Consider the following 25,317-nt stretch of genomic DNA (forward strand, 5'->3'; position numbering starts at 1 on the left):
ACTAACGTGTAAATGTAATTAGTAGCAAGCGACAAGTCAATTAATTACCTTCATCTGTATCTTTTCATATAGTTAGCTATACAGATGAATGATTTTAATATTGATTTTATCTAGATATCTGTTTTCAAATTGATAATATTGGGGCTAACTTTGGACAAGATGCTATCATCCCCTCATTATGCAAATCTGCCAAAATCCCAATTGCTCAAATCCATTCAACCCTGAAGGCAATAGATTTTGCATTAGTTGCGGACACAGCAACTTCGGCAAACTGCTGAGAAACCGCTACCGTGTGTTGAGGTTATTAGGTGAAGGTGGATTTAGCAAGACTTATGCAGCCGAAGACGCAGATAGGCTCAATGCCCCTTGCGTCATCAAACAGTTCTTTCCCCAAATTCAGGGAACAGGACAACGTTCCAAAGCAGCAGAATTCTTCAAAGAAGAAGCATTTCGGTTATATGAACTGGGAGAAAATCATAGCCAAATCCCCCGGTTATTAGCTTACTTTGAACAAGGTTCAAGCTTATATTTGGTACAAGAATTTATTCAAGGGCAAACTCTTTTACAAGAAGTACAAAAACAGCCCTTTACTGAAATTCAAATTCGTCAAGTCCTAGCTGATTTGTTACCAATTCTCGAATTTGTTCATTCTTGCAACGTTATCCACCGCGATATTAAACCAGAAAACATTATTCGCCGTGAAACCGATGGTAAGCTGGTTTTAATTGACTTTGGTGGTGCAAAACAAGTTACCCAAACTAGCCTAGCTAGACAAGCTACAGTCATTTATACCCTAGGTTATGCACCAACCGAACAAATGGCAGGATTTGCTTGTCCAGCCAGCGATTTATATGCTTTAGGTGTAACTTGTGTACGGCTTTTAACACAATGTTTGCCATATCAAAATCTCTCTGGAAATATTGATGATGGTCTTTATGATCCCATGAATGCTAAGTGGTTATGGCAAGATTATTTACAAAAAAAAGGGACTACTATTAGTGATAATTTAGGCAAAGTTTTAGATAAATTAATTAAACACTTACCAAGTGAAAGATATCAATCAGCAACAGAAGTTCTCCATGATTTGCAAGAGACAATCACACCTGCTGTCGAAACCCAAATTTGGGTAGTGAATCCACCGACATTAGAACCATTACCCGTAACACTACAAAAAACCAAAATCCCACTACCACCGCTCCACATCTTTGACTTTGATGTAGTCACCGTAGATACAGCCAGGCGAGAAGTTAGCCGCGATCGCTCCAGTGCGGAATTTTTTGCCGAAGAAATCACCAGAGACATCATCCTAGACATGGTAGCGATTCCTGGGGGTACATTCATGATGGGTTCGCCCAACTTTGAAGGCGACGCTGACGAACGCCCCCAACATCAAGTAGCGATCGCCCCATTTTTTATGGGAAAATATCCCATCACTCAAGCACAGTGGCGAGCCGTAGCCGCTTTACCCAAAATCAAGCAACCTTTAAATCCTTATCCTTCCAAATTTCGAGGTTACAATCGACCAGTAGAAAACGTCTCATGGCATGAAGCTGTAGAATTTTGCGCTAGGCTATCAGAAAAAACCGGACGAGAATATCGCTTACCCAGTGAAGCAGAATGGGAATACGCCTGTCGTGCCGGCACAACTACATCCTTCCACTTCGGCGAAACCATTACCCCTGATTTAGTTAACTTTAGCAATGGTGATAGCTACAACTCAGAAGTGAAAAACAGATATCGGAAAGAAACTACTGATGTCGGCAGTTTTCACGTAGCTAATACCTTTGGATTGTATGATATGCACGGGCTAGTTTGGGAATGGTGCGCTGATCCTTGGCACAACAATTATCAAGGCGCACCCATCGATGGCAGTATTTGGGAAGAAGGCGGTGATATTTATCGCCGAGTGCTGCGTGGTGGTTCTTGGAACTTTGGCGCAGAACTATGTCGCAGTGCTAGCCGCAGTTGGAATGAGTCAGACGGTGGTTTAAGAATATGTGGCTTTCGGGTGGTATTTTCAGCAATGTAATCCCATTTCCAAAAATCCGTACAACACATTAAATGAGTAATGAGTAATGAGTAATGAGTAATGAGTAATGAGTAATACCCATTACTTATTGCTTCAAAATTAAAGACAGTTGGAGTCGGGGATTTAAACACCAACTCAACTGATACTACCTGTAGATGTAGGGGTCTTAAACTCTTGAATTTATGATAAAAAATATCTACTACTTCTCTTAATATACAAGGGTGCGTCAGTATGAGTAATTTCTTGGTATGCCAAGGGTTTCTCGGACTGACGCACCCTACCAAACCGTTAATTTCGGATAATTTAACTAAGAAGTACAAACTGGATGGGTTAATGCTGGAGTTTGGGGTTTAGGATGGGGCGCTTCTGCAATCAAAACTAAATTACCATTGGGATCAAATGTTAAAGCTTGGGCTTCAACAATAGTATTTAGTGGAGAATTAATAATTTTTGGGTAATTAATGTCATTTTTGGTGACATTATTAATATTATTGATGTTGATCCAGCCTGCGATCGCAGATTCACTCTCCAGTGAATCGTAGGGATTCGCTGGTAATCCACCTTTACCTGTAATCAAAAATTGATTTGGTTGTCTTGCCAAAGCATTATTAGTACGACATTTCTGAGCGATTTGATTAGAGGCATCACTAACATTAGCTGGCAGTTCAGTTAAGCCTCGGCTGGGATCTACTTCTGGAGTGTTAATTTCCACAGTACCGCTTAACTCTGGAGTTGCACCAGTAGCAGTGATATCACTTTCTGGAGTCAAGGCTGGGCGGAACTGTGTACCAGTAATACCTTCAGCCGTGATTGTTACCTGTCCACCGCGAAAATCGGCAGAGTTAGCACTAATATCACTATTTTCAAAGGCAGCTAACAACTTGGTATCAATAGTAATATTGCCGCCAATTACATTGTTACCTCTGGCGTTGGTAGTAATACTACTATTACCGCGCAGCAAGATTAAGTCTTGAGAACGCAGGTTAATATTGGCTTGTGGTTGGTTAGAGTTGGTATCGACACTGCGAGTATCGGCACTGATGAAAGCTTTCTGAGCTAAATCTATAGAACGAGCATTGACAAATAAGTTACCAGCACTACCTTGTCCTCTACTCTGCACTGCTATTCCTGCTCCCTGCCATACTTGTAATAAATTAGTGTTTATAGTCAAGTTCCCCGCCTTTCCTGTAGAGTTGGCAGCAGTTGTAGCAAACAAACCACTAGGAAACGCACCATTAACAGCCGTCCCCATTAACTGCACCCTGTCTTTCACATTCACTGTTAAATTACCACCTTGACCTTGTCCCCTGGTACTAGCACCAATTTGCGCCCCATTGCGTACCAGTAAATTCTGAGCATCAATTATCAAGTCGCCAGCATCACCAGTTGTACCTGCGGCTACAGCAAACAAGCCACTAGGAAATAACTCATCATTTCCAGAAGTGCCAATTAATTCTATATTTTCAGTTGCTTGCACCATCACATTGCCGCCCTTGCCTCTACCAAAGGTACTAGCACTGACTTGCGCCCCATCTCTGACTATTAATGTAGATGTGTTAACTTTTAAATCTCCCGCATCTCCCGTACTACCAGAATTAGCTTGAGTAAACAAACCACTGGGAGCATTTTGACGAGAAACACTAATGAGTTTAATTCCCTCAGTGGCTTGTACAGTTAAATTTCCCCCTTTACTGGCACTGAAGGTACTAGCACTAACCTGTGCGCCATCTTGCACCAGTAAATTACCCGTCAAAATTGTCAAATTACCTGCTTCTCCGTTGGTTTGAGGATTGGCTCTCGTAAATAAACCACTAGGAATCCCATTGGTAGCAGTGCCTAAAAGTTGCACTTGCTCAGTAGCATTCACATTTAAATTGCTACCTCGAACTTGACCAAAAATGTTAGCACTAATTTGTCCGCCATCTTGTACCAATAATTGACGAGTATTAATATTAATATCACCCACATCTCTAGTTGTCGGGGTATTAGTAAACAAGCCACTAGGTAGAGTACCTTGGATTCTCACACCTTGAACAGATGTAGTGGCTCTCAATGAAGTATCCAGCACTGGCTCATCGATGACACCATTAATTTGTTGTCGAGGAGGAATTTTTCCAGTAGCAGAAGTACCAATAATTTGTACTTTTTCTGTGGCATTAACAGTTAAATTCCCCACTTGTCCTGAATAGAAATTGCCCGTAGCCACTTGTGCGCCATCTACAATTGACAAAATTTTTGTGTTAATTGTGAGTCTGCCACTATCTTGACCTTCAAAAGTTGTAGTAAATAAACCACTAGGATATATTTCATCCAGTGAGCTACCAGATAATGTCACCGACTCGGAAGCATTAATAGTTAAATTACGTCTTGTGACTGTTTCTCTAGCATTAAAAGTCCTCGGTTCATTGGGCAGGCCTACCAAAGAAGAACCCGTCAGGATTTGCGCCCCACCTTGCACTGATAAATGTCGAGTATTAATTGTCAGATTGCCAGCAGTCTGGGTTACATCTTCTGAAGCGGTGGCAAATATCCGGCTAGAATTTCGTAAAGAAGTATCCCGATTACTCAGCATTTGCACCGCATTTGAGGCGTTAATGGTCAAATTACCTCTATCTACTCCAATTGTAGAACTATCTTGAACTAACAAATTTTGAGTATTAATGATGAGATGGCTGGGAAATCTAACTAACCCCGTCACATGAACAGAACTATAACCTAATAGTTTGATATTCCCTGTAGTATTGATGCTTAAATTATTGTCAGCTTTGAAAATTCCATCTTGAAATAACAGATTTTTAGCTGTAACTTGTATATCTCCTAAACTCTCAACTCTACTTCCTAATATTTGCATCTTGCCCAGATTGGGGACAGCATCAAAGTTGAAGATAAAGCCTAAGTTTGTTTCGGTAAAGTTTACTCTCCCTTCAGAGGCTACACTACCTAATTCAATTCTGCCACCGGATTTAAGAGTGCCAATATCTGCATTTTCGAGAATGACATCGCCACCAATCAAAGCTAAGGTTTGGTTTGATTCTACTTGCAGCAAAGTAGGATCGAATCCAGATTCTCCTACGTGAATTTTGCCTGGATTGACACCAAATTGTAAGCTCACAGGAATTTTGAAACTTGGTTCTTGTGCAGAATTTTTTTCGGGATTTACCCCAACCTGCAAGCCAACGGGAGTATTCACCGTGAGTAGGGGCGTAGTGTCTTCTGGTTTAACACTAAACCTTTCACCATTATCAAAATTGATACTATTAGCGGTACTAGCAAAAAACGAACCACCAATATTTAAGCGAGCATTGGAGCCAAAAACAATACCGTTGGGATTAATAATAAATAAGTTAGCCCCATAATTAGCTTGTAGCAAGCCATCAATATAGGACGCTTCTTTACCTGTGATGCGGCTGAAGATATTTTGAATTTGATTGTGATTCTCAAAATGGGCTGCGTAACCATTAGGTAGGGAAAAGCGGGAGAAACTGTGAAATAGATTATTCCCTACCTCTGTTCCCCCTTGAATGAAGAAGGAACTATCCCTATCAGATAAGTTGACTTGAGAACTATTAGGTAAAGTTGTATCTGGAATAATTGGTAAAGTTGGCTCTGGAACAATTTCAGCATTAGCATAACTACCCATATCCATCATTGCAGTTATACCTACAACAATCATGACTGCTGTCATGCAATGATGGTTCTGTTTTGCGTGTTTTAGTAAATGGTGGATCAGCACCTAGTAAACTCTGCCAAGATAAATATGTGTCAGCATATAGTATACTAAACACACGATGTACAGAAATAAACCTCTGTACCAAACACGAATAAATCAACGTCGAGCAACACTGCTAACATCAATTTGTGTCAGAGTTTTCCTCTTTGAGTGCTACACCTGCGGCTATAAAGTCAAAATTTGGGGGAAAATGAGTGTTGCGATCGCAGTCAGCTTTTTCTAACTTTGCCCCTTGGAGGTTAGCTTGGCGCAGATTCGCTGACATCAGCATTGCACCTCTGAGATCCGCATCTTGCAAATCAGCTTGACTCAAATCGGCAAAACTTAAGTCAGTACCTCTAAGATTCGCGCCTCTGAGATTAGCTGTACTCAAGTCACCATAGCTGAGGTCAGATCCTTTGAGGTTCACGCCTTGTAAATTGGCATCACCGAGTTCAGCCTTACTAAAATCTCGCTTGCCTGCCGCGTAACTCTCGATGAGAGTATCTGCCGTACTAACTGGCTGTTGATAATTAACTTCAGACATAAAACAGCATCACAAATACTTTTGAATTAGTGTATGGTTGTGTTGCGCTACACAAGTTAATCTTGACACTCTCCGCCCTAAAAGTGCGGAGATTCTTGGTTCAACGAGTCCACTTAACTTAGACCCCTTGCGGTATCTAAGCCAGAGGTGGTTCTCTCCCCAAGCGTTAAGTTCCGGTATGCCCTACCGTACTTGCAAAGCTTGCAATTTTTTGTTTTCTAGGGGTGTATTGTCATACGCCCGTACAATGCTGTTCGTCTAGTACCTGTGAATCTTTTACCTACTTCCAGATGATACTAGAACTACGAAGTAGAACCATCTAGATTCAGTTGTCAAGGTGCAGCGTCTACTTGTTAGGTAGCAATAGGGTTTTTTAAGTGGTTAATTACCCTTCCACATCCCTTATTGTACCAAAAGCCGTCCTAGAAGGACGGGGTTTTAGACCCAGATTTTCGATAAAACTGCCATAGCCGTCACGGCACAATTAGAAATTAAAAATTAAAAATTTAGGCAATAGTTTAGTAGGCAATAGGCACTCTTGCAATAGGTAATAGTTTTTCTCCTCTGCTCCCTCATCTCCCACCCTACGGGTTCGCGGTAGCGTCTCGTAAGAGAAGCAAGCTACATCTCCCTCATCTCCCTCAGTCCCCAATCCCTCACAAATTCCTCACATTGTTTCGCTATTGTTTACAGTTGGTTTACTCCATCTGAGACAGAGTTCATAGCGATGGGTTCTTACTTTTAACTATGGACTATTGACTTCCCCACTTTTTGTAAAAATTCCCAGGAGGGCAAACCAATGCCACACCTGAATTTATTAACTGTTTTTAATCCATCTAATTATGGGCGTAGTGGTTATGTCACTGTACCCTGGCAAGCGATCGCACCACAATTACAAATTCCACCAACAGAAATTGTCTTAAGCGACTTGCGCGACCTTTCACAGACACCAATTAAAGCCCAAATCGACAGAGTTGATCCTGAAGACCCTAGTCGTGATGTTCTACTGTTTCACCTCTCACAGCCGATTCCTGCTGGTTCTCAAGATGATGTCTTTGCTTCTGCTTTCATTCGCATCGATAAAGGTCAGCCGCTACCTACCCAATTGGGTGAACCATCTTTAGAAGTGGTCTATGGCTCGGATGGGCGAGAACGGGGTGTAAGATTTGTTAATAATCGCTTAATTGTCTGGTTTAATTTAATTCCCGCACCGGAAGATAACGGACGTAACTGGTTTTCTGGTTCAGCTACCAGTGTGCAGTTAGATCACCAAGAAATTCTTGACCCATTTCCGGCGGCGAAGGGTGAATGGCTGGGACAAGAACCAGAAAAACGTTGTATGCAGGTAAGTGCCATCCAATTACCAGGGACTCCCCATCCCAAATCACCTTACTATCAAGTGTCTCTTTATAATCACACGTATCGATTGGTAGCCCAATCCAGTGGCCCGGTACGTGCTAGCATTACTATTGCCTCAGAACCTTTTGATTACATGGGGGTAGACCCACAAACAGGTCAAAATCGGCATTTAGTCTGCGAACTCTATCGAGTCATTAGTTTATATACGGGCGCAGACTATTTGATTGAAGAACTATTTGTCAAAGGTAAACCCAAAAATCCAGATGACAGAATAGCTGATGCGCCAGAGGTCGTTTATTTACCCTTTGGAGTCCATTATTTTGCCCACATGAATTTGGGACAAACCCAAGATATCGAGCAAGTATTCCCGGTTCCTGATTGGTTTGCCGTTGGTTCTACAGCCCCACCCTATGCAGCCTATGGCTTGGCAACTAATTTACACATAGAAGCGATCGCACATCCCCACGAAGGCAATCTCAATTGTTTTTCCTGGCAATTATTACCAGGCACATCCGTTAAATGTCTGCACCTATTCATGCGCGATCAACCAGAAGGATTTGATGCTAAGGTAGGCCATTACTGGTACGAGTTGATTTATGACCCACTTAGGGCAGAAATCTATCAAGACATAGGCAAAAGTCAACAATCTCTGGTTGGAATAGGCAATAGGCAATAGGCAATAGGCAATAGTTATTCTCCCCTGCTCCCCTGCTCCCCCTGCTTTCCCATTCCCCAGTCCCCAATCCCCAGTCCCCTTAAATAGAGAACTTAAAAAATGAACAAAACAATGGTGATTGGTTATGGTAATGATTTGCGAAGTGATGACGGTATCGGCCAACGCATAGCAAATGAGATTGCTTGCTGGCATTTATCGTCTGTACAGTCCCTTGCAGTCCACCAACTTACACCGGATTTAGCGGCTGCTTTAACAAATAGCGATTTGGTGATATTTGTAGATGCTTGTCTCCCTGTAGATGGCTATGATGTGCAAATACAGCCACTTTTACCTGCTTGTGATATCGATAGCAGCGTACATACAGGTAATCCGCGATCGCTGTTAGCTTTAACTCAAGCCCTTTATGATCACTGTCCTCCGGCTTGGTTAGTGACAATACCAGGAATTAACTTTGAAATAGGCGATCGCCTCTCCCGTATTGCGGAAATGGGCAAAGCAGTGGCTTTGGTGAAAATTATTCAACTTCTGGACAAAGTAAACAATCATTGGGTTGATGTTAGGGTATCAGCTTAGATCTGCTTATCTGTAAAAATTTGTATCTTTTGTTCTCTGTACTTATAAAAAAACCTTGAATTTTCACTATCAACAACTAAAGTTTCAGTTAGAGTTAAGCCACAAGTAACTATCGGTGTCCCTCTCTCAATGGGTGTAGTGGTGTCAGTTAATTCTCTCCTCTACACCCTTAATTACGTATTACAAATTATTTGGAGGATTGATGCAAAAATCTCTCAAGCAAACTAGCGATCGCTCTACGGCTAGTATTGATCGCGCTTATGATATTTTGCAGGCGGAGAAGGTCAATCCTCTTGATGCCATCTTTGCACCCCAGAGTGTTGCTGTGATCGGTGCTAGTGAAAAAGTTGGTAGTGTGGGACGCACGATTTTATGGAATTTAATTAGTAATCCTTTTGGTGGTACTGTTTTCCCTGTCAATCCTAAACGTCATAGTGTCCTAGGAATCAAAGCCTATGCCACAATTGCTGATATCCCCGAAGCAGTTGATTTAGCAGTTATTGCCACCCCAGCACCCACAGTTCCCGGAGTCATTGCTGAGTGTGTGGATGCAGGCGTTAAAGGTGTAATTATTATTTCTGCTGGATTTAAAGAAGCTGGTGCAGAAGGTATAGCTTTAGAACAGCAAATTTTAGCCCAGGCGCGACGCAGTAAAATCCGCATCATTGGACCCAATTGCCTGGGTGTGATGAGTCCCCGCACTGGTTTAAATGCAACTTTCGCCAGTGCAATGGCGCGTTCTGGTAATGTGGGTTTTCTCAGTCAAAGTGGGGCGCTGTGTACTGCCATCCTAGATTGGAGTGTACGGGAAAATGTCGGCTTTAGTGCCTTCGTTTCCATCGGCTCAATGCTAGATGTCGGTTGGGGCGACTTGATTTACTATCTCGGTGATGATCCGCACACCAAAAGTATTGTGATTTACATGGAGTCTATTGGTGATGCCCGGTCATTTATCTCGGCGGCGAGGGAGGTGGCACTCACTAAGCCGATTATTGTGATTAAGGCAGGACGCACAGAAGCAGCCGCCAAAGCCGCCGCCTCCCACACAGGGGCGTTAGCTGGTAGTGATGCTGTCTTAGATGCTGCTTTCCGCCGTTGTGGGGTATTGCGGGTGGATAGTATTTCCGATTTGTTTGATATGGCGGAGGTACTAGCCAAACAACCCCGTCCCCAAGGGCCACGTTTGACAATCCTCACCAATGCTGGTGGGCCGGGGGTATTAGCTACAGATGCTTTAATTGAGACTGGCGGCGAACTTGCACCCATTTCTCCAGAAGTAATTAACTCCCTCAACCAAATCCTACCCACCCATTGGAGTCACGCCAACCCAATTGATATTCTCGGTGACGCTGACCCCCAACGCTATACCCAAGCTTTAGAAATTGCTGCCAAAGATCCCAATAGTGACGGTCTATTGGTGATTCTCACACCCCAAGCAATGACCGATCCCACCCAAACGGCAGAACAGTTAAAACCCTACGCCCAAATTACTAATAAGCCCATCCTCGCCAGTTGGATGGGGGGTGCAGATGTGGCAACTGGGGAGATAATTCTCAATCGTCAACGCATCCCCACATATCCTTATCCAGATACGGCGGCGCGGGTGTTTAGTTATATGTGGCAGTCCAGCTACAACCTACGCGGTATCTACGAAACTCCTGTCTTACCAGCAATTGATGCTGGGAATGGTATCCCCTATCGCAATTTAGTAGAAAATATTATCTTTGCCGCACGTCAGGCAGGCAGAACGATTTTAACAGAATATGAGTCAAAACAGATATTAGCAGCTTACGGCATCCCCATTGTGGCAACTTGTGTAGCCAAAACTGAGGATGAGGCGGTGCAATGTGCGGAAAATATTGGTTATCCCGTTGTTCTGAAACTCTATTCCCAAATCATCACCCATAAAACAGATGTTGGTGGTGTACAGTTAAACCTACCCGATGCTAATGCAGTCCGTCGCGCCTATCAGACTATAGAATCGAATGTCCGGGAATTAGAAACTACTCCCACCCCATCCCCCTTATTCCTCGGTGTGACTGTACAGCCAATGATCAAAATGGACGGCTATGAACTGATTATTGGTAGTAGCCTTGATCCCCAATTTGGGCCAGTGTTGTTGTTTGGTGCTGGGGGACAGTTAGTGGAAGTATTTCAGGATAGCGCGATCGCCCTTCCACCCCTCAACACAACTTTGGCACGGCGGATGATGGAACACACCAAAATTTACAAAGCCCTCAAAGGTGTGCGGGGACGGCAAAGTATTGATATGGCAGCCCTTGAGGATCTAATGGTGGCCTTTAGTCATCTGGTTGTTGAACAGCGTTGGATTAAAGAAATTGATATTAATCCCTTGTTAGCGACTCCAAATGGAGAAAGTAGGGAATCGGGAGTAGGGAGTAGGGAAACTTCACCACTTCCCTCACTAATTGCTTTAGATGCGCGGGTGGTTCTCCATGAACCAGATATGACAGAAACCCAACTGCCTAAGTTAGCAATTCGTCCCTACCCTACACAATATGTAGGCGAGTGGACAATGAAAGATGGTACAGCTGTAACTATTCGTCCCATTCGCCCCGAAGACGAACCTTTGTTGGTGAAATTTCACGAGACACTCTCAGAGGAAAGCGTTTATTTCCGCTACTTCCATCTGATGAAATTAAGCCATCGCATCACCCATGAACGTCTGACACGTATCTGCTTTATTGATTACGATCGCGAAATGGCCTTAGTAGTAGAATACCAAGATCCCACAACTGGAACACGGCAAATATTAGCGGTGGGGCGATTAAGTAAATTGCATGGTACAAATACAGCTGAATTTGCGATATTAGTAAGCGATCGCTCTCAATGTCAGGGTATAGGTACAGAATTAGTCAGAAGATTGCTACAAGTAGGACGTGATGAGCAAGTCACACACATCACTGCTGATATCCTAGCTGATAATCAGGGGATGCAAAGAGTCTGTGAAAAACTCGGTTTTCGTGTGGAACGCACCAGCGATACAACTGTGATGAAAGCCGAAATTACGCTCTAGCTTAATTAAGTTCCTCACAAAAAATCAGGATGAAACTGTTGCCTATTGCCTACCTCAACGATAAGACTTTTTCAGCCAGCCCTAAATACCTTTAAATCCCATACCCATTTCTACCTCTTTTTCTGCTTTCACAGAAGTGATTTTAGCAACCGCCGCTTCTTTGTGAGATATCTGATATCTTTTGCCTACTTGGCTGAGAAATATGCCTACCATCATCAAGCTACCACCGACATATTGAGCCATAGTTGGAACTTCACCCAGGATCAAATAAGCTGCAATGATACCTGCAATTGGGGTAAAAGAGCCAACTAAGGAAGCCGCAGATGCAGTAGAAGTTTTCAAGCCTTTAGTCCAGAATGATTGACCTACTACCACAATTAATCCACCATAGAGAAACATCCACTGCCACAGGAATGGTGAGAGTACATCAGCAAAATGGTCGCTGCCATAGAATAGTAAAGCAGTCAAGAAAAAGATTACTGTTCCTAATGCAGTACGAAAAATACTAGAAATTCCTAACGGGACTTGGGAGAGGTACTTCTTGCCAATAATTGTGGAAATAGCTACCGCTACAGAGCCTAGTGCTACCAACACTTCCCCTAAACCCAATTGCAAACCTGTCATATTCATCATGCCTACCCCTGGAGGCTGAAGCAGAATAGTCAGGGTAACGCCGACAAAAGCAGCAACAGCACCCATAAATTCCCAAACGCTGACGTGTTCTTTTAGCAACCAGACTGATAAAGTGAGAGTTAGAGGCGGTTCTACTCGTCCTACCAAAATCACATTATTTACCCCTGTGAGTGCCAATGCCTGGAAAATTAAGCCGGGAGCGATCGCACCTGATAAGATAGCTACTGCTGTCAGACTAATCCACTCTTGTCTTGATATTTGCTGTAAAGTAGCTTTGTGAAACTGTCTGCCATAGATGAGAATCATCACCATCAAGGCGCACAGATTCCCCACGAATAAAACGTTACACAATGAAATCGGATTGCGTCCACCGACAAAGTGATGTGCGCCAATTTCTGTCAGCTTGCGGGTAACTGCACTAGATGCTCCAAAAATGAGGACTGCTAACCAAAGATACGTTTGCCCGGAAATTCTGTGGATTAGGCGATGTCGTCTTTTGGGTTTAATCACAATCACATCATGATAATTACAGCATCGTTCATTATATTAAGTGGCTATTATCCAATTGAAAATGAGGTTATGCTGAGAGGAAACTTAAATTAGGCTGTGACTTTTACAAATTCTAGGTTTCTAGGATAAGAATCTGTTGCTTGATTGTGGAGTATTGGTTTTATTTCCTGAGATGATGCTGAGAATTGACTAAATATATTGAACAGATAAATTCACCAAAATCATTAAATAGTTTCAATGGGTTCTCAGTTACAAGTCAGATAGTTTAGGTGTTCGGGATAACTTAAACATCTAGGAGCTAATATGAAACTGACCCCTTTAATTACAACTGTTGCTCTGACTGGTTTTTTAACTGTTTGGGAAGCACCATTAAAAGTCATCAATCCTGCATTAGTTCAAGCCTCGGCTCAGGAATTGTCTGTAAACCAGAAAATAGAATTAATCACTAAAAGCAAGGGTCAGTTTGGTAGTGGAGATCAGCTGCGTCGGTTCTTTTTTGGTGATTTGGAGCCGATTGGTATCCAAGCAGGTGGCGCAGGTCACGTAGTTAACCTTTATAACAAAGCCAACAATGTGACTTTTTCTTATTGTTCAACTTATGATGTGATTGTTGCTGTGAAGAAAGGTAAGGTAGCTAAGTTTGACCCTAGTGAAGTGAAGTAGCCGAGATGTTGATTATTTTTTAAGCACTTGAAGTAAAGCAATTCTGTATAGAGTTCTTACAGTATGGGGACAAGAAAAAATGAGCAGATTTTCTTTGCCCCTTTAACTAATCTCTAAGATTATAGGAATCATATTCGATTTTTGTTGGCGTAGCCTGCGCTGGCGCATAAAAACTCAGTATACCCCTACCCCCCTTCTTTCCTATTGCCTATTACCTAATCAAAGCAGTTCACTTAAACAACTCTCAACACCTATGCAGCAAGCATCTCATCCTATAGTCATCCTGGGTGGTGGCTTTGCTGGGCTGTTTACAGCTTTGCACTTAAGTCAGCAAAATTACTCCCACCCGATTATTTTAATTGAACAGCGCGATCGCTTTAGTTTCAAACCGTTGTTATATGAACTACTGAGTGGCGAACTGCACAGCGAACAAGTTTATCCTCGCTATCAAGAGTTGTTAGCTGGTAGCAATGTCAGCTTTGTGCAGGATACGGTGCAATCAATTGAGCTACATCAACGCAGAGTTAATACAGCCTCTAGTCAGGTTTTTGAATACCGTAACTTAGTATTAGCACTGGGTAGCAAAACCACCTACTTTAACACTCCAGGGGCGGCAGAATATGCAATGCCTTTTACATCTGGGGAAGAGGCGATCGCACTCCGAAAACATTTGCGTCATCAACTACATCAAGCCATCCAAACACCAGATCCAAAACGTCGTCGCCTACTATTGACTTTTGCCATCATTGGTGCAGGCCCAGCTGGTATTGAATTGGCGTGTACATTAGCAGATTTACTTCCTATTTGGTATGACGAGTTGGGGGGTGATGGTAGCGAAATTCGCGTTGTTCTAATCAACCGTAGTCGGGAAATCCTCAAGGGTGATGTGAATAGTCATTTGCGTTGCACTGTCCAGCGTGCCATGAAAAATCGTGTAATTCCTGTGGATTTTTTATTTGATGCGACTGTCACCAAAATAACCTCTGACGGTGTAGAGTATCGGCAACATAACCAAACACAGATGTTACAGGCGGGAACGATCGCTTGGACGGCTGGGACTGCACCTCATCCTTTGTTGATGGAGTTACCAGTTCCCAACAACCGAGGGCGGTTATTGGTGACACCGACATTGCAACTATCTGATTTTCCTGAAGTCTTGGCGGCGGGAGACTGTGCCACGTCTAGCGATTATCCCCAACCACCTACAGCCCAAGTAGCCTATCAACAAGGAATTGCGATCGCGCAAAATCTCAAACGAATGCAGGAACGCAAACCAACCATTCCTATACAAATCCAAATGCGTGGCACGTTGATGAAATTAGGACTAAACGAAGGTGTTGCTAACTTATTCAACAAAGTGCAAATCAAAGGACAACCTGGCCATCTGATTCGAGCCGGAACATATTTACAACTATTGCCCAATTCTGTCCACAACCGCAAAGTCACAACTGAATGGTTAACGGACGAATTATTTCAACGTCATCGTTCTGTTACCCCCATGCAGCTAGGACAAACACCCTGGTTATCTGGAGTAGCAACTGCCACAGCTGCACTAATTTTAGCCACTCCTCTTATTTGGCGGGCAGCCCAACCGATGCAATTTCAACAAAACCTCAGTTGGACAGGCATTCCCACATTACTAGATTACCTGACACCCCCATCTCGATAAATCAATTCAAAATACAAAATTCAAAATGAAATACCTACTCAACCTCCGCACAGCCGTTATAGTTAACCGCATTACAATGGGCTTGTTCTTCTTTGTCTCCGGTATTGCCAACTATTTAAATTTCAGTGTTCCTAACGGTTTCTACCAAACCGTAATCACTCAAAAATTGCAAATGATAGGGCCGGGAATTCCCCCCGGATGGGAAGGTGTGGGGCCGCTACCTTGGCTGATTGCTGTTCCCTATGCTTGGTTGTTACCTTTAGCAGAAATCGTCCTAGGTGCATTGTTTGCCCTCAACTATTGGGTGCGGTGGACAGGTTTATTACTAATACTTATGACATTTAGCATCATTCTGGCATTTGGGATTGTCCCTGCTGGTAGCCTATTTCCCAATGGCGCAGAAAGCTTTAACAAAAACATCCTGTTCATGACTTTAATTTGGATCTGCATTGCCTACGATGCTTACGAACAGAAAATGAGTCGTCGTCGTAGTCAAGCAATGGCTGATGCTGTTAATACTGCTGACGATGATATGTAATACCTCATCTACAGGTGCTGCCATCAGAAGAATATATTTTTTAACGCAGAGGTAGACGCAAAGTTAAGCGCAAAGTGACGCAGAGTTTGATTGTGTAATTGGGCTGAGATATGAATTTATTCACGCAGTGCGTAACCTACACCACGCACTGTATGAACTAAGCGTTTCTCGTTATTTTCTTCCAATTTGAGCCGTAAATAACGAACATAAACTTCAATAATATTAGAATCGCCCATGAAATCATAACCCCAAACTTTCTCTAAAATTTGCTCTCTCGTAAAAACTTGCCGGGGATGTGAAAGCAGATATTCTAATAAGTCAAACTCTTTTGCGGTTAACTCAATTGCACGTTTACCGCGAAACACTTCACGGGTACGACGATTTAAACTCAAGTCTTCAAACTGCAATAAATCATCATCTGTGTCTTGAGTACGGCGCAGATGGGCGCGGATTCTGGCTAGTAGTTCTTCAATACTGAAGGGCTTAACTACATAATCATCGGCTCCTGCATCTAATCCTGCCACGCGATCGCTCACTTCATCTTTGGCTGTCAACAATATCACTGGCATTTTGTTTCCTGTAGCTCGCAAGCGGCGACAAAGTTCCAAACCTGTTAATCCTGGCAACATCCAATCTAGAATGGCTAAATCTAGCGATGACTCCCGCGCTAGGGTTAAACCAGTTATACCATCATGGGCTACGCTGACTTGATAACCTTCGCTACTCAGTTCTAATTCCACAAATCGCGCTAATTTAACTTCATCTTCAACCAGAAGGATATGTGCTGTCATATTTATGATCCTAATGCTGGTAATTTGAGAATAAAAGTGCTGCCATTACCTGGTTCTGAGCGAACTCCTACCTGCCCCCCCATTCGTTCTATAAGGCGTTTGACGATGGATAAACCCAAGCCTGTCCCCCCAGTTGCACGACTACGAGATGTATCGACTCGGTAAAAGGGTTCAAAAATGCGCGACTGTTCCGCCAATGGAATACCACAGCCATGATCACTGACTTGAATTACAGCCCAACCATCAGTCTGAGTGAGCTGCAAAGTAATTGGCTCATCTGTATCTGAGTGTTTAACTGCATTGTCAATTAAATGATTTAACGCCTGCATTAGCTGGGTGCGATCTGCTTTTACTTGAATGGGAAACGGGGCGATTTCTAGCAGGATTGCCCTTCCCTCAAATTTTTCGCTCATCTGTGCCATGTCTGCAACCAAATTGTTCAGGATCATTTGTTCAGCTTGCAAGGGCATCGTACTGCTACCGGCTCGCGCTAAATCAAGTAAATCTTGTAGTATCTGAGTCATGCGTTCTGCATCAGCAACAGCCATTTCTAAGGCTTCTTTTTGCGAATCTGGCAAGTTATGACGGCGTTGCCAGGTTCTTTGCAGATAGGCATAAACCAGCGAGAGAGGTGAGCGTAACTCGTGCGCTAAGTCGTTGGTAAACTGTCGCTGTTGTTCTCTAACTTCGGCAAGCCTGATTAATAAATCATTCCAAGTTTTGGCGATCGCTTTGACTTCGCTGAGGGTTCCAGTTAACTTTGGCTGATAGGGACTTAATTCTTGAGCGTAGGTTGCAGCCCATTGATTCATCTGTCGTAATGGCAACAGCGATCGCCTGATGAACACAGTGGCGATCGCAGCAGTTGTAGCCACTAACAATACAGTCATCTTTCTAAAATTTTGCAATAGTACTAACAGTTTGGGGTCGTCATAAGAGATTCCAAACTGTTGATAAGTAATCATAAAAAACTTTTTTATTTCCCAATCTAGCCAAATCGTCAAGCTACTGCAACCCAGAGTAAAAATAATAATGATTCCTATAGTCAGACGAAATTGAAGTGAAGAGGGGTTAATTCTTACTTGAGCTACTTTGCCTAATTTTTGCTTCAACGGGGTTACAAAATTCATTGGCGTGACTCATCTCTACATATTTAATTAATTTCATCCCTAAAATTAACAACTACCAAATAATTTAGATAATTTTACCTAATTATATTTAATGTAATATATATCGTTACCATAAAAATGAGTTTTTCCTGAGTATAGTTAGAGGTTTTGCTGAATATACTGTAACCATTGCCAAATAGGGATTTCTGCCCCTATTTAGAGAAATATTATTTTCTGAGATGATTAGCATAAAAATTTCAGCAGAGTTTAATTTATCAATCAACCTTATTTCATATTCATGAATCAATCTATTAATTACAGGCTCTTGAATTAATTTGAGCCATTGATTCACCCCAACAAGAGGAATTAATCATGAAAGGTTTAATTAGTGGTAGTTTATCTGCTTTAATACTCACTACCACTTCTACGGCTATAGCTGCACCTGTCAACTATGAACAGATCAATTCACAACCATCCTCTCAGGTTGCATTAAAAATTAACGTCCCCCATATTACTAACTCTGGTATCCGAAATAATAATCACTTTATCAGAGTGGCGGTTGTTGGGATGTCTTTACAAGACTTGATGATTTCTGTTCCTAGCCAAATGGAACGCTTTAATGGCGTTCGGGTTAGAGATAAATCTGGTATGGATATCGCGGCTAAAATAGAAATTAGTCAAGGAAATGTATCAATTATCTTTGAGCAACCCGTTGCTCCTGGTAATTCTGTAGAAGTTCAATTTACAGGCGTGAAGATGGCGGTTTCGACTGATAAGATTCTTCTCTATGGAGTAACCGCTAAAAGAGTGGGATTAGAAGGAGAAATTCCAATTGGAACAGCTAGAATTGACATTCCCAACTGAAGTTAAAGTATTTGTGTAAACAAGATACTTTCACTCAATTTATTAAATATTTAAATGCCCGACTTCTTCAAGAAGTCGGGTATCTTATGTCTAAATACGGATGTTTAAGAAGGCTCAAAACGTAATTTCGTATAGCTACAAAATTCAAATCCTAAAACCCTGAAAAATCAGGATTTTAGGCATTACGACAGGACTTGACACCAATTCCTAAGCTTTATCATAAATTCAAGTAGTATCAGTTGAGTTGGGATTTAAATCACCGACTCCAACTGTCTTTAATTTTGAAGTAATAAGTAATAAATAATGGGTATTACTCACTACTCACTACTCATTACTCATTACTCATTTAATTTTAACTACTCAAGCTGGCAGCACCAAAAGTAGCATTGAATTTGCGACACCAGATAGCAGCCGATTTGTATTCTGCTAAGTTAATGTCGTTAGGAATAAGATATGTTTGATTACCGCTAAATTTTTGTAAAGGAGCTATGACAATATAATCTCCTTCTTTTAAGGAATAGGATGGTGGTTTAGTTGAACTAATGACGTTATCGGAACGATGTAAAACTACTACTAAGTCAGGCCCTGATGTAGAAGTTTTAAATGACTGATCAAGCTCAAGAAATGATTTACCGTCTTGGCTCTTGATGCGGACTGTTCCTTGAGTTGTGTGTTCTCCAGAAACGAATGTACCTGATTTAATAGTAGTTTTGTCTGAAGTTTTAGCAGACTGGGCTGGAGTATTTCCCTGAGTTGATTCTACAGGTAGAGTGGCATTTGCAGATGTAGAATTTGTAGTAGATTGTTGATTTGATGGTTCTCTGACACAGCTAACCATAAACAAAGAAGTTAGACCTAGTATTATCAACTGTTTGGCTTTCATGAATAACAATTCCTTCAAGCAATAATGATTTGAGGTTTAACCTGATTATTGCTCGAATAATTAGTTAAATAATTATGAATATCTAAGTACTTACATCTATAAAGCTGATATTCTGTTGAAAAAATTATTAGTAATTTCTCAGCAAAATTTAAAGATTAGTTTTTTATTTAAAAAAATAATATTCTTGTTTATGATCAAATCCGTTGATAATAAAACCTTACATAACCAAATGTGGCAACGTGAGCGACGAGCGATCGCTCTTTTATCCTCTTTGAACTATCGGACTGGGAAACTATCTAGCTATCTACATGATATTGCCTGTGGAGTCAGTGAGTTGCTAGAGGTAGACTGGTCAGTAGTCACTTTGTGCCAGCAAGGATTTGAAAGGGTACTTGCCAGTAGTATTGACATGGGCGAGGGTGAACACGTTTATTCACTGCATGGATCATTAACGGGTACTGTCATGGAAACTGGTAACTCTTTAGCAGTGGAAGATGCGAACCAACATCCAGAATATGGCGAAGTTCCAGAAGGTTATTGTGCCTATTTAGGACTACCGTTGCGGATTGCTACAGGGGAAGTGATTGGTACGATCTGCTCTTTTCATCAGCAGCCACGGGAGTTTAGCCAAGAAGAAATTCAACTAGGAGAATTGTTTGCGGAACGTGCCGCTACAGCAATTGATAATTATCATTTGTACCAGCAGCAGTGTCAGTTCAATCAGATTTTAGAGGCTGAGGTAGAAAAACGCACAGCAGAACTACGGGCGGCACAAGCCAAGCTTGTAGAACAGGAACGGCTAGCAGCCATTGGTGAATTTGCGGCGATGATTGTGCATGAAATTCGTAATCCTTTGACTACCATGATCATAGGATTGAAGTATTTTCAAAAAAACATCCTCACTGAACCAGCACAAGAGCGATTATCACTAGCACTTGGCGAAGCCAGCCGATTAGAAAATTTGCTGAGTGAAATTTTGCTTTATGCCAAACCCCAGGTGTTGCAATTTTGTGAATTGGATGTAAATCAATTCATTCGTGAATTGCTAACTGCCATGAGCGAGATGCAAGAAGCAGTTTCACGACAAATCGAATTTATCCCTGCGTCAGTGCCAGTCAAGATGCTGGGAGACAAAGATAAGCTCAAACAAGTTTTTATTAATATTGTCCGCAATGCCTGTGAAGCCGTTGCCCCAGGAGATGTGATTAAATGGGAAGTAGACACTTCTTCTCCAGAGAGGGTGTGTATTAATGTTTGCAATGGTGGTGAACCAATCCCCCCAGAAATTTTATCAAGACTAACTCAGCCATTCTTCTCTACAAAACCTAGTGGTACAGGTTTAGGACTTGCCATTACCAAACGCATAGTCAATGCTCATGGTGGGGAGTTATCTATTGAGTCTGATACATCAACAGGTACTACAGTCAGTGTTCAATTACCTGTGGCTCATAACAAACTTATCGTAAATTCAAGGGTTTAAGACCCCTACGTCTACACGTAGTGTCAGTTGAGTTGAGATTTAAATCCCCGACTCCAACTGTCTTTAATTGTGAAGTAATGAGTAATAAGTAATAAGTAATAAGTAATGGGTATTACTCACTACTCATTACTCATTTAATCCTTGAGATTGTCCTCTGCGCCATTCCCAATGCCCAGCCCTAAACTTTAGTCTTACAAGATTGCAGTTTTCGGTAATGATTCGAGGCTAACGCCTAGATATCATCAATCTCAAGAGATCAGAAATAATCTGGTGACGGCGATCGCTCAGGTGAAGTTGAGCGATCGCTTTTTTCTTTATCTACCCCTACGGTTTGCATAAAAACTGTCAACAAGCTTGAAATAACTATTGAAGAAAGCAGGAGGCAGAAGGCAGGAGGCAGGAGGTTTCGTTTAGATGGGGATTCAAACCCCACCTCAACGAGAGCCACCAAATTTTCAATTTGGTGCGGTGTTTCGCCTTACTCTCCTGAGAGTGCGAGAGGGCAGGAATCAGAATTCCCTTCTGCCTTCTGCCTCCTGCCCTCTGCCTTTCTTGATAAAGCTTTCTGATTTTGTCTTTCTGCCTGCTACCTCTCAACTGGCTTGTGATCATAGTGTTAATTTTTGCTGACTCCCAGCTATGTAGGTATAAAATTGTGATTTTATATAGGTTTTACACTGATTACCCTCAAAAAAGTTCAATAAAGTTATTTTCCGGTTAATTTTTACAGTTCTTGGTGAACGCCCATATAGCAGGAGTGTTTATGAATGTGGCATCAGCAGATAATTCGAGAAGTTCCCCCAGCAACCACAACTTGGATATAGCTAGGCAGCAATATCAATATAACTACACCCATATTCCCCCTTTGGCGATGGTGAATCAACTGCCACCTGCGGAAGAGTTCACCACTCGTTGGTATTGTTTATTAGCTAAAGAATTACGCCTGATTTTTATCAATACCCTGATTGTCAACCGGGGTAATCGTGGTTTTAAGTCGGTGAAAGATGATGTCATTGCGTTTCTTTTAGAAGCTTTGATTAAGGGAGCCATCCCATTTCGCCTGGGTGTAATTGCCAGACTGCTGCAAATTCTCCCCCAATTTCTGCTGCGTAGCGTCTCTAAAGATTTGCGGGAACTGGATGATCTGTTTTTATCACTACTTAAGGAAATTGGACTGTCAATTTTTACAGATTCACTCAACCGCATCACTAAGCTGTTATTTGAGAAACAACCCAAAGGACGCGTAACCAGTCTCAAGGATTACGAAAAATTGCTACCAGTGTTGGGATTGCCCAAGATTGCCAGCACTTATCAAGAAGATGAAGTTTTTGCTTATATGCAAGTGGCTGGTTATAATCCCTTAATGATTAAGCGGGTAACTAGCCCAGGCGATCGCTTCCCAGTCACAGACGAGCATTACCAAGCCGTGATGGGTAGTGATGATTCCTTAGCAGCAGCCGGGGAAGACGGTAGACTTTATCTGGCAGACTATGGGATTTTAGATGGTGCGATCAATGGTACACACCCAAAACTACAAAAGTATGTCTACGCACCTCTGGCACTGTTTGCTGTACCCAAAGGCGCAGATGCTCACCGTTTACTCCGCCCAGTAGCCATTCAATGTGGACAAACCCCAGACGCAGATCACCCCATCATTACCCCTAACTCTGGTAAATACGCCTGGCTGTTTGCCAAAACTATTGTCCTCATCGCCGATGCCAACTTTCACGAAGCCGTCAGCCACCTAGCTAGAACACACCTGTTTGTGGGTGTATTCGTGATGGCAACCCATCGGCAACTCCCAAGCAATCATCCCCTCAGCCTGTTGTTACGCCCCCATTTCGAGGGTACATTAGCCATCAATAATGCCGCCCAAGAGAACCTCATCGCTCGTGATGGAGGTGTTGATCTATTACTTTCATCAACTATTGATAACTCTCGTATTTTAGCCGTGCGTGGATTGCAAAGCTATAACTTCAACGCAGCCATGTTACCCAAGCAACTCAAACAGCGTGGTGTGGATGATCCCAACCTATTACCTGTTTATCCTTACCGAGATGATGCCCTGTTAATCTGGGATGCTATCCGTGATTGGGTGTCAGACTACCTCAAGCTTTACTATCCTACAGATGCAGATGTGGAAAAAGACGCAGCCTTACAAGCATGGGCAACCGAAGCCCAAGCTTACGAAGGTGGTAGAATTACTGGCTTTGGTGAAGATGGAGGTATCAAAACCAGAGAATATCTAATTGATGCGGTAACACTGATCATTTTCACCGCCAGTGTTCAACACGCGGCGGTAAACTTTCCCCAGAAAGATATCATGGGCTATGCCCCAGTTGTCCCACTAGCCGGTTATATGCCAGCCTCAACCCTCAAGGGAGAAGTGACTGAGCAAGACTACCTCAACTTGCTGCCTCCACTAGAACAAGCACAAGGGCAATATAACTTACTTTACTTATTAGGATCTGTGTATTACAACAAACTCGGTCAATATCCACAACCACACTTTACTGATCCACAAGTAACATCCTTATTGCAAAGCTTCCAAGATAAACTCCAGCTAATTGAAGACACCATCAATCAGCGCAATTTAAACCGCCCAGCCTATGAATATTTGCTCCCTTCCAAGATTCCCCAGAGTATTAATATTTAAGGCTGGGATGAGGGAGATGGGGGAGATGAGGGAGATGGGGGAGATAAGGGAGATGGGGAGCAGAGGAGCAGGGGAGCAGAAGAGAGTTATTATTCCTAGTCCCCAATCCCCAATCCCCAGTCCCCAGTCCCCAGTCCCCAGTCCCCAGTCCCCAATCCCCAGTCCCCAGTCCCCAGTCCCCAGTCCCCAATCCCCAGTCCCCAATCCCCAGTCCCCAATCCCCAATCCCCAATCCTATGGAACTAAAAGATAAAGTCCTGAAAAACCACGATCGCCAGATCAAGCTTGCCTCTCGTCTAGCTAAAGTTGGTTATGACACTACCATTGGTAAACTTCTGCGCTTACCTATCTATTACATGGATGCTTTCATCATGCTCAACGCATGGAAAGACTTTCTCTACATCCGTAAAAAACATATTGGTGACAAATTTTTTGCAGTAGATCAGGCAATCATTCACACTTCTCACAGCCAAGTTAAAGAACTGATGCAAGTTGAGCCGCAAGTGCGGGGCAATGATTTAGGCATCATCAGAATATTAGCCCCTAGCTATCTGCTCAACAATCCTTTGAGTTTAGGCATGAACGGTAATGAACACACCGGGGTGCGGGCTGTGTTCTTGCAAGCCTTACCAGATCCGACTCAAAAGGCTGATGTTTTAGGGGGTTTAGTTAATCAATGCTTGTCAAAAGCGGCTCAACAGGGACAAGTACAGATTGGCGAGGATTTGCCACGAATGCTACTGGAGATTCTGCACCAACTCGTTTTCCAAATGGCGTTATCTGAAGCAGAAATTACCGCTTCCAACGCTTATATCAAAAGTTTAGCGATCGCATCCTTACCGAATTTCATCACTAAATATTTACTGGCGTTTAGAACAGCACCCAGCATTAAACATCGCCAGCGTTTAATTGAGCGATATCAACAGTCTCCTCAATGGGCAGCTTACCTAAAAACAGGCTCTCAGTATCAGTTGAACACACACCAAATTGTTAACAGCCTATTCGATATGATTCATATTGCCGGCACTGCCGGTACAAGTGCGCTGTTAGGATCTGTAATTGGTGTTCTCTGCCAGAATGAAGCGTTAAGAAATGATGTCATCACCGAAATTAATGCTGTTTGGGATGGCAAACAACCACCAACCGGGCAAACTTTAGAACAGTTAACACTCACCCATAAAGTCATCTTAGAAACAGCTCGTCTCTATCCACCTGTCAGATTTGTTAGTCAATTAGCTACTCAGTCTGGTGAAGTAGAGATAGGTGAACAAAAATGTCCCTTCCAAAAAGGTACTCGGTTGCTGGGTTCTATCTTCACAGCCAATCGCGACGAGAGAAGATATCAAAATCCAGATAATTTTGATGTGACACGAGATTTTTCAGATATCTTATCTTGGAATAGTCAAGGACATGAGAGGATGTGTCCAGGTAGATCCTTATCAATTGGCATTATTAAGACGTTCTGTCTTTATCTGTTGAAGAACTATCAATGGAACTCAATTACAGAAGTTAAATGGGATTTTGAAAAAGTGACGGCTGTCACCCCGAATAATTTAGTGTTACAAGGCTTTGCTCAAAAAATCTAAGTAAT

The 25,317-nt window shown here is 42.4% G+C and carries 18 protein-coding genes; 12 read left to right on the plus strand and 6 right to left on the minus strand.

The window, feature by feature from the left end; genetic code table 11:
* Positions 1-178: 178 nt before the first annotated feature.
* Positions 179-2,029 (plus strand): bifunctional serine/threonine-protein kinase/formylglycine-generating enzyme family protein, encoded by a 1,851-nt coding sequence (locus NOS7524_RS09420; RefSeq protein ID WP_015138252.1) that lies wholly within the window; start codon positions 179-181, stop codon positions 2,027-2,029.
* A 307-nt stretch (positions 2,030-2,336) separates the two neighbouring features.
* Here the strand turns inward: NOS7524_RS09420 and NOS7524_RS09425 are convergent, their stop codons facing one another.
* Both NOS7524_RS09425 and NOS7524_RS09430 read right to left on the minus strand, forming a co-directional pair.
* Entirely contained in the window at positions 2,337-5,714 is a 3,378-nt protein-coding gene (locus NOS7524_RS09425) for a two-partner secretion domain-containing protein (protein ID WP_015138253.1), read from the minus strand.
* Between the two features lie 166 nt (positions 5,715-5,880).
* Positions 5,881-6,285 carry a pentapeptide repeat-containing protein gene (locus NOS7524_RS09430; protein WP_015138254.1) on the minus strand — a complete coding sequence of 135 codons (405 nt, stop codon included), beginning with the start codon at positions 6,283-6,285 and terminating at the stop codon, positions 5,881-5,883.
* A gap of 799 nt (positions 6,286-7,084) precedes the next feature.
* Between NOS7524_RS09430 and NOS7524_RS09435 the strand changes: the two genes are divergently transcribed.
* From NOS7524_RS09435 to acs, 3 genes are all read left to right on the plus strand, one after another.
* The gene (locus NOS7524_RS09435) at positions 7,085-8,320 is read left to right on the plus strand and encodes a hypothetical protein (protein WP_015138255.1); all 1,236 of its coding nucleotides are present in this window, start codon (positions 7,085-7,087) and stop codon (positions 8,318-8,320) included.
* A 99-nt stretch (positions 8,321-8,419) separates the two neighbouring features.
* Entirely contained in the window at positions 8,420-8,893 is a 474-nt protein-coding gene (locus tag NOS7524_RS09440; protein ID WP_015138256.1) for a hydrogenase maturation protease, read from the plus strand.
* Between the two features lie 202 nt (positions 8,894-9,095).
* Entirely contained in the window at positions 9,096-11,930 is a 2,835-nt protein-coding gene (acs, locus tag NOS7524_RS09445) for an acetate--CoA ligase alpha subunit (RefSeq protein ID WP_015138257.1), read from the plus strand.
* A gap of 81 nt (positions 11,931-12,011) precedes the next feature.
* Here the strand turns inward: acs and NOS7524_RS09450 are convergent, their stop codons facing one another.
* On the minus strand, positions 12,012-13,079 hold the full coding sequence (locus NOS7524_RS09450; protein WP_015138258.1) for a DMT family transporter: 1,068 nt from the start codon (positions 13,077-13,079) through the stop codon (positions 12,012-12,014).
* A 297-nt stretch (positions 13,080-13,376) separates the two neighbouring features.
* On the opposite strand from NOS7524_RS09450, the gene NOS7524_RS09455 reads away from it, so the two are divergent.
* From NOS7524_RS09455 to NOS7524_RS09465, 3 genes are all read left to right on the plus strand, one after another.
* A complete protein-coding gene (locus NOS7524_RS09455; RefSeq protein ID WP_015138259.1) occupies positions 13,377-13,736 on the plus strand; it encodes a hypothetical protein in 360 nt (119 codons plus the stop codon).
* Between the two features lie 253 nt (positions 13,737-13,989).
* Positions 13,990-15,405 carry an NAD(P)/FAD-dependent oxidoreductase gene (locus tag NOS7524_RS09460; RefSeq protein WP_015138260.1) on the plus strand — a complete coding sequence of 472 codons (1,416 nt, stop codon included), beginning with the start codon at positions 13,990-13,992 and terminating at the stop codon, positions 15,403-15,405.
* A gap of 25 nt (positions 15,406-15,430) precedes the next feature.
* Entirely contained in the window at positions 15,431-15,943 is a 513-nt protein-coding gene (locus NOS7524_RS09465; protein ID WP_015138261.1) for a DoxX family membrane protein, read from the plus strand.
* Between the two features lie 116 nt (positions 15,944-16,059).
* Here NOS7524_RS09465 and NOS7524_RS09470 read toward each other — a convergent pair whose 3' ends face one another.
* Together NOS7524_RS09470 and NOS7524_RS09475 are read right to left on the minus strand one after the other, a co-directional pair.
* Positions 16,060-16,734 carry a response regulator transcription factor gene (locus NOS7524_RS09470; protein WP_015138262.1) on the minus strand — a complete coding sequence of 225 codons (675 nt, stop codon included), beginning with the start codon at positions 16,732-16,734 and terminating at the stop codon, positions 16,060-16,062.
* A 2-nt stretch (positions 16,735-16,736) separates the two neighbouring features.
* Positions 16,737-17,624 carry a sensor histidine kinase gene (locus NOS7524_RS09475; protein WP_235622413.1) on the minus strand — a complete coding sequence of 296 codons (888 nt, stop codon included), beginning with the start codon at positions 17,622-17,624 and terminating at the stop codon, positions 16,737-16,739.
* Between the two features lie 591 nt (positions 17,625-18,215).
* Between NOS7524_RS09475 and NOS7524_RS09480 the strand changes: the two genes are divergently transcribed.
* Entirely contained in the window at positions 18,216-18,707 is a 492-nt protein-coding gene (locus NOS7524_RS09480; RefSeq protein ID WP_015138264.1) for a DUF2808 domain-containing protein, read from the plus strand.
* Positions 18,708-19,059: 352 nt separating this feature from the next.
* Here the strand turns inward: NOS7524_RS09480 and NOS7524_RS09485 are convergent, their stop codons facing one another.
* The gene (locus NOS7524_RS09485) at positions 19,060-19,590 is read right to left on the minus strand and encodes a DM13 domain-containing protein (protein WP_015138265.1); all 531 of its coding nucleotides are present in this window, start codon (positions 19,588-19,590) and stop codon (positions 19,060-19,062) included.
* 190 nt (positions 19,591-19,780) lie between these two features.
* Between NOS7524_RS09485 and NOS7524_RS09490 the strand changes: the two genes are divergently transcribed.
* From NOS7524_RS09490 to NOS7524_RS09510, 4 genes are all read left to right on the plus strand, one after another.
* Entirely contained in the window at positions 19,781-21,070 is a 1,290-nt protein-coding gene (locus NOS7524_RS09490; protein WP_015138266.1) for a GAF domain-containing sensor histidine kinase, read from the plus strand.
* Positions 21,071-21,833: 763 nt separating this feature from the next.
* On the plus strand, positions 21,834-23,726 hold the full coding sequence (locus NOS7524_RS09500; RefSeq protein ID WP_015138267.1) for a lipoxygenase family protein: 1,893 nt from the start codon (positions 21,834-21,836) through the stop codon (positions 23,724-23,726).
* Positions 23,727-23,778: 52 nt separating this feature from the next.
* Positions 23,779-23,979 carry a hypothetical protein gene (locus NOS7524_RS29920; protein ID WP_068969772.1) on the plus strand — a complete coding sequence of 67 codons (201 nt, stop codon included), beginning with the start codon at positions 23,779-23,781 and terminating at the stop codon, positions 23,977-23,979.
* Positions 23,963-25,312 (plus strand): cytochrome P450, encoded by a 1,350-nt coding sequence (locus NOS7524_RS09510; protein WP_015138268.1) that lies wholly within the window; start codon positions 23,963-23,965, stop codon positions 25,310-25,312. The genes NOS7524_RS29920 and NOS7524_RS09510 overlap by 17 nt, the downstream gene beginning before the upstream one ends.
* Positions 25,313-25,317: the final 5 nt, after the last annotated feature.

Origin of the sequence: Nostoc sp. PCC 7524, from assembly GCF_000316645.1 — a bacterium.
Lineage (GTDB): Bacteria > Cyanobacteriota > Cyanobacteriia > Cyanobacteriales > Nostocaceae > Trichormus.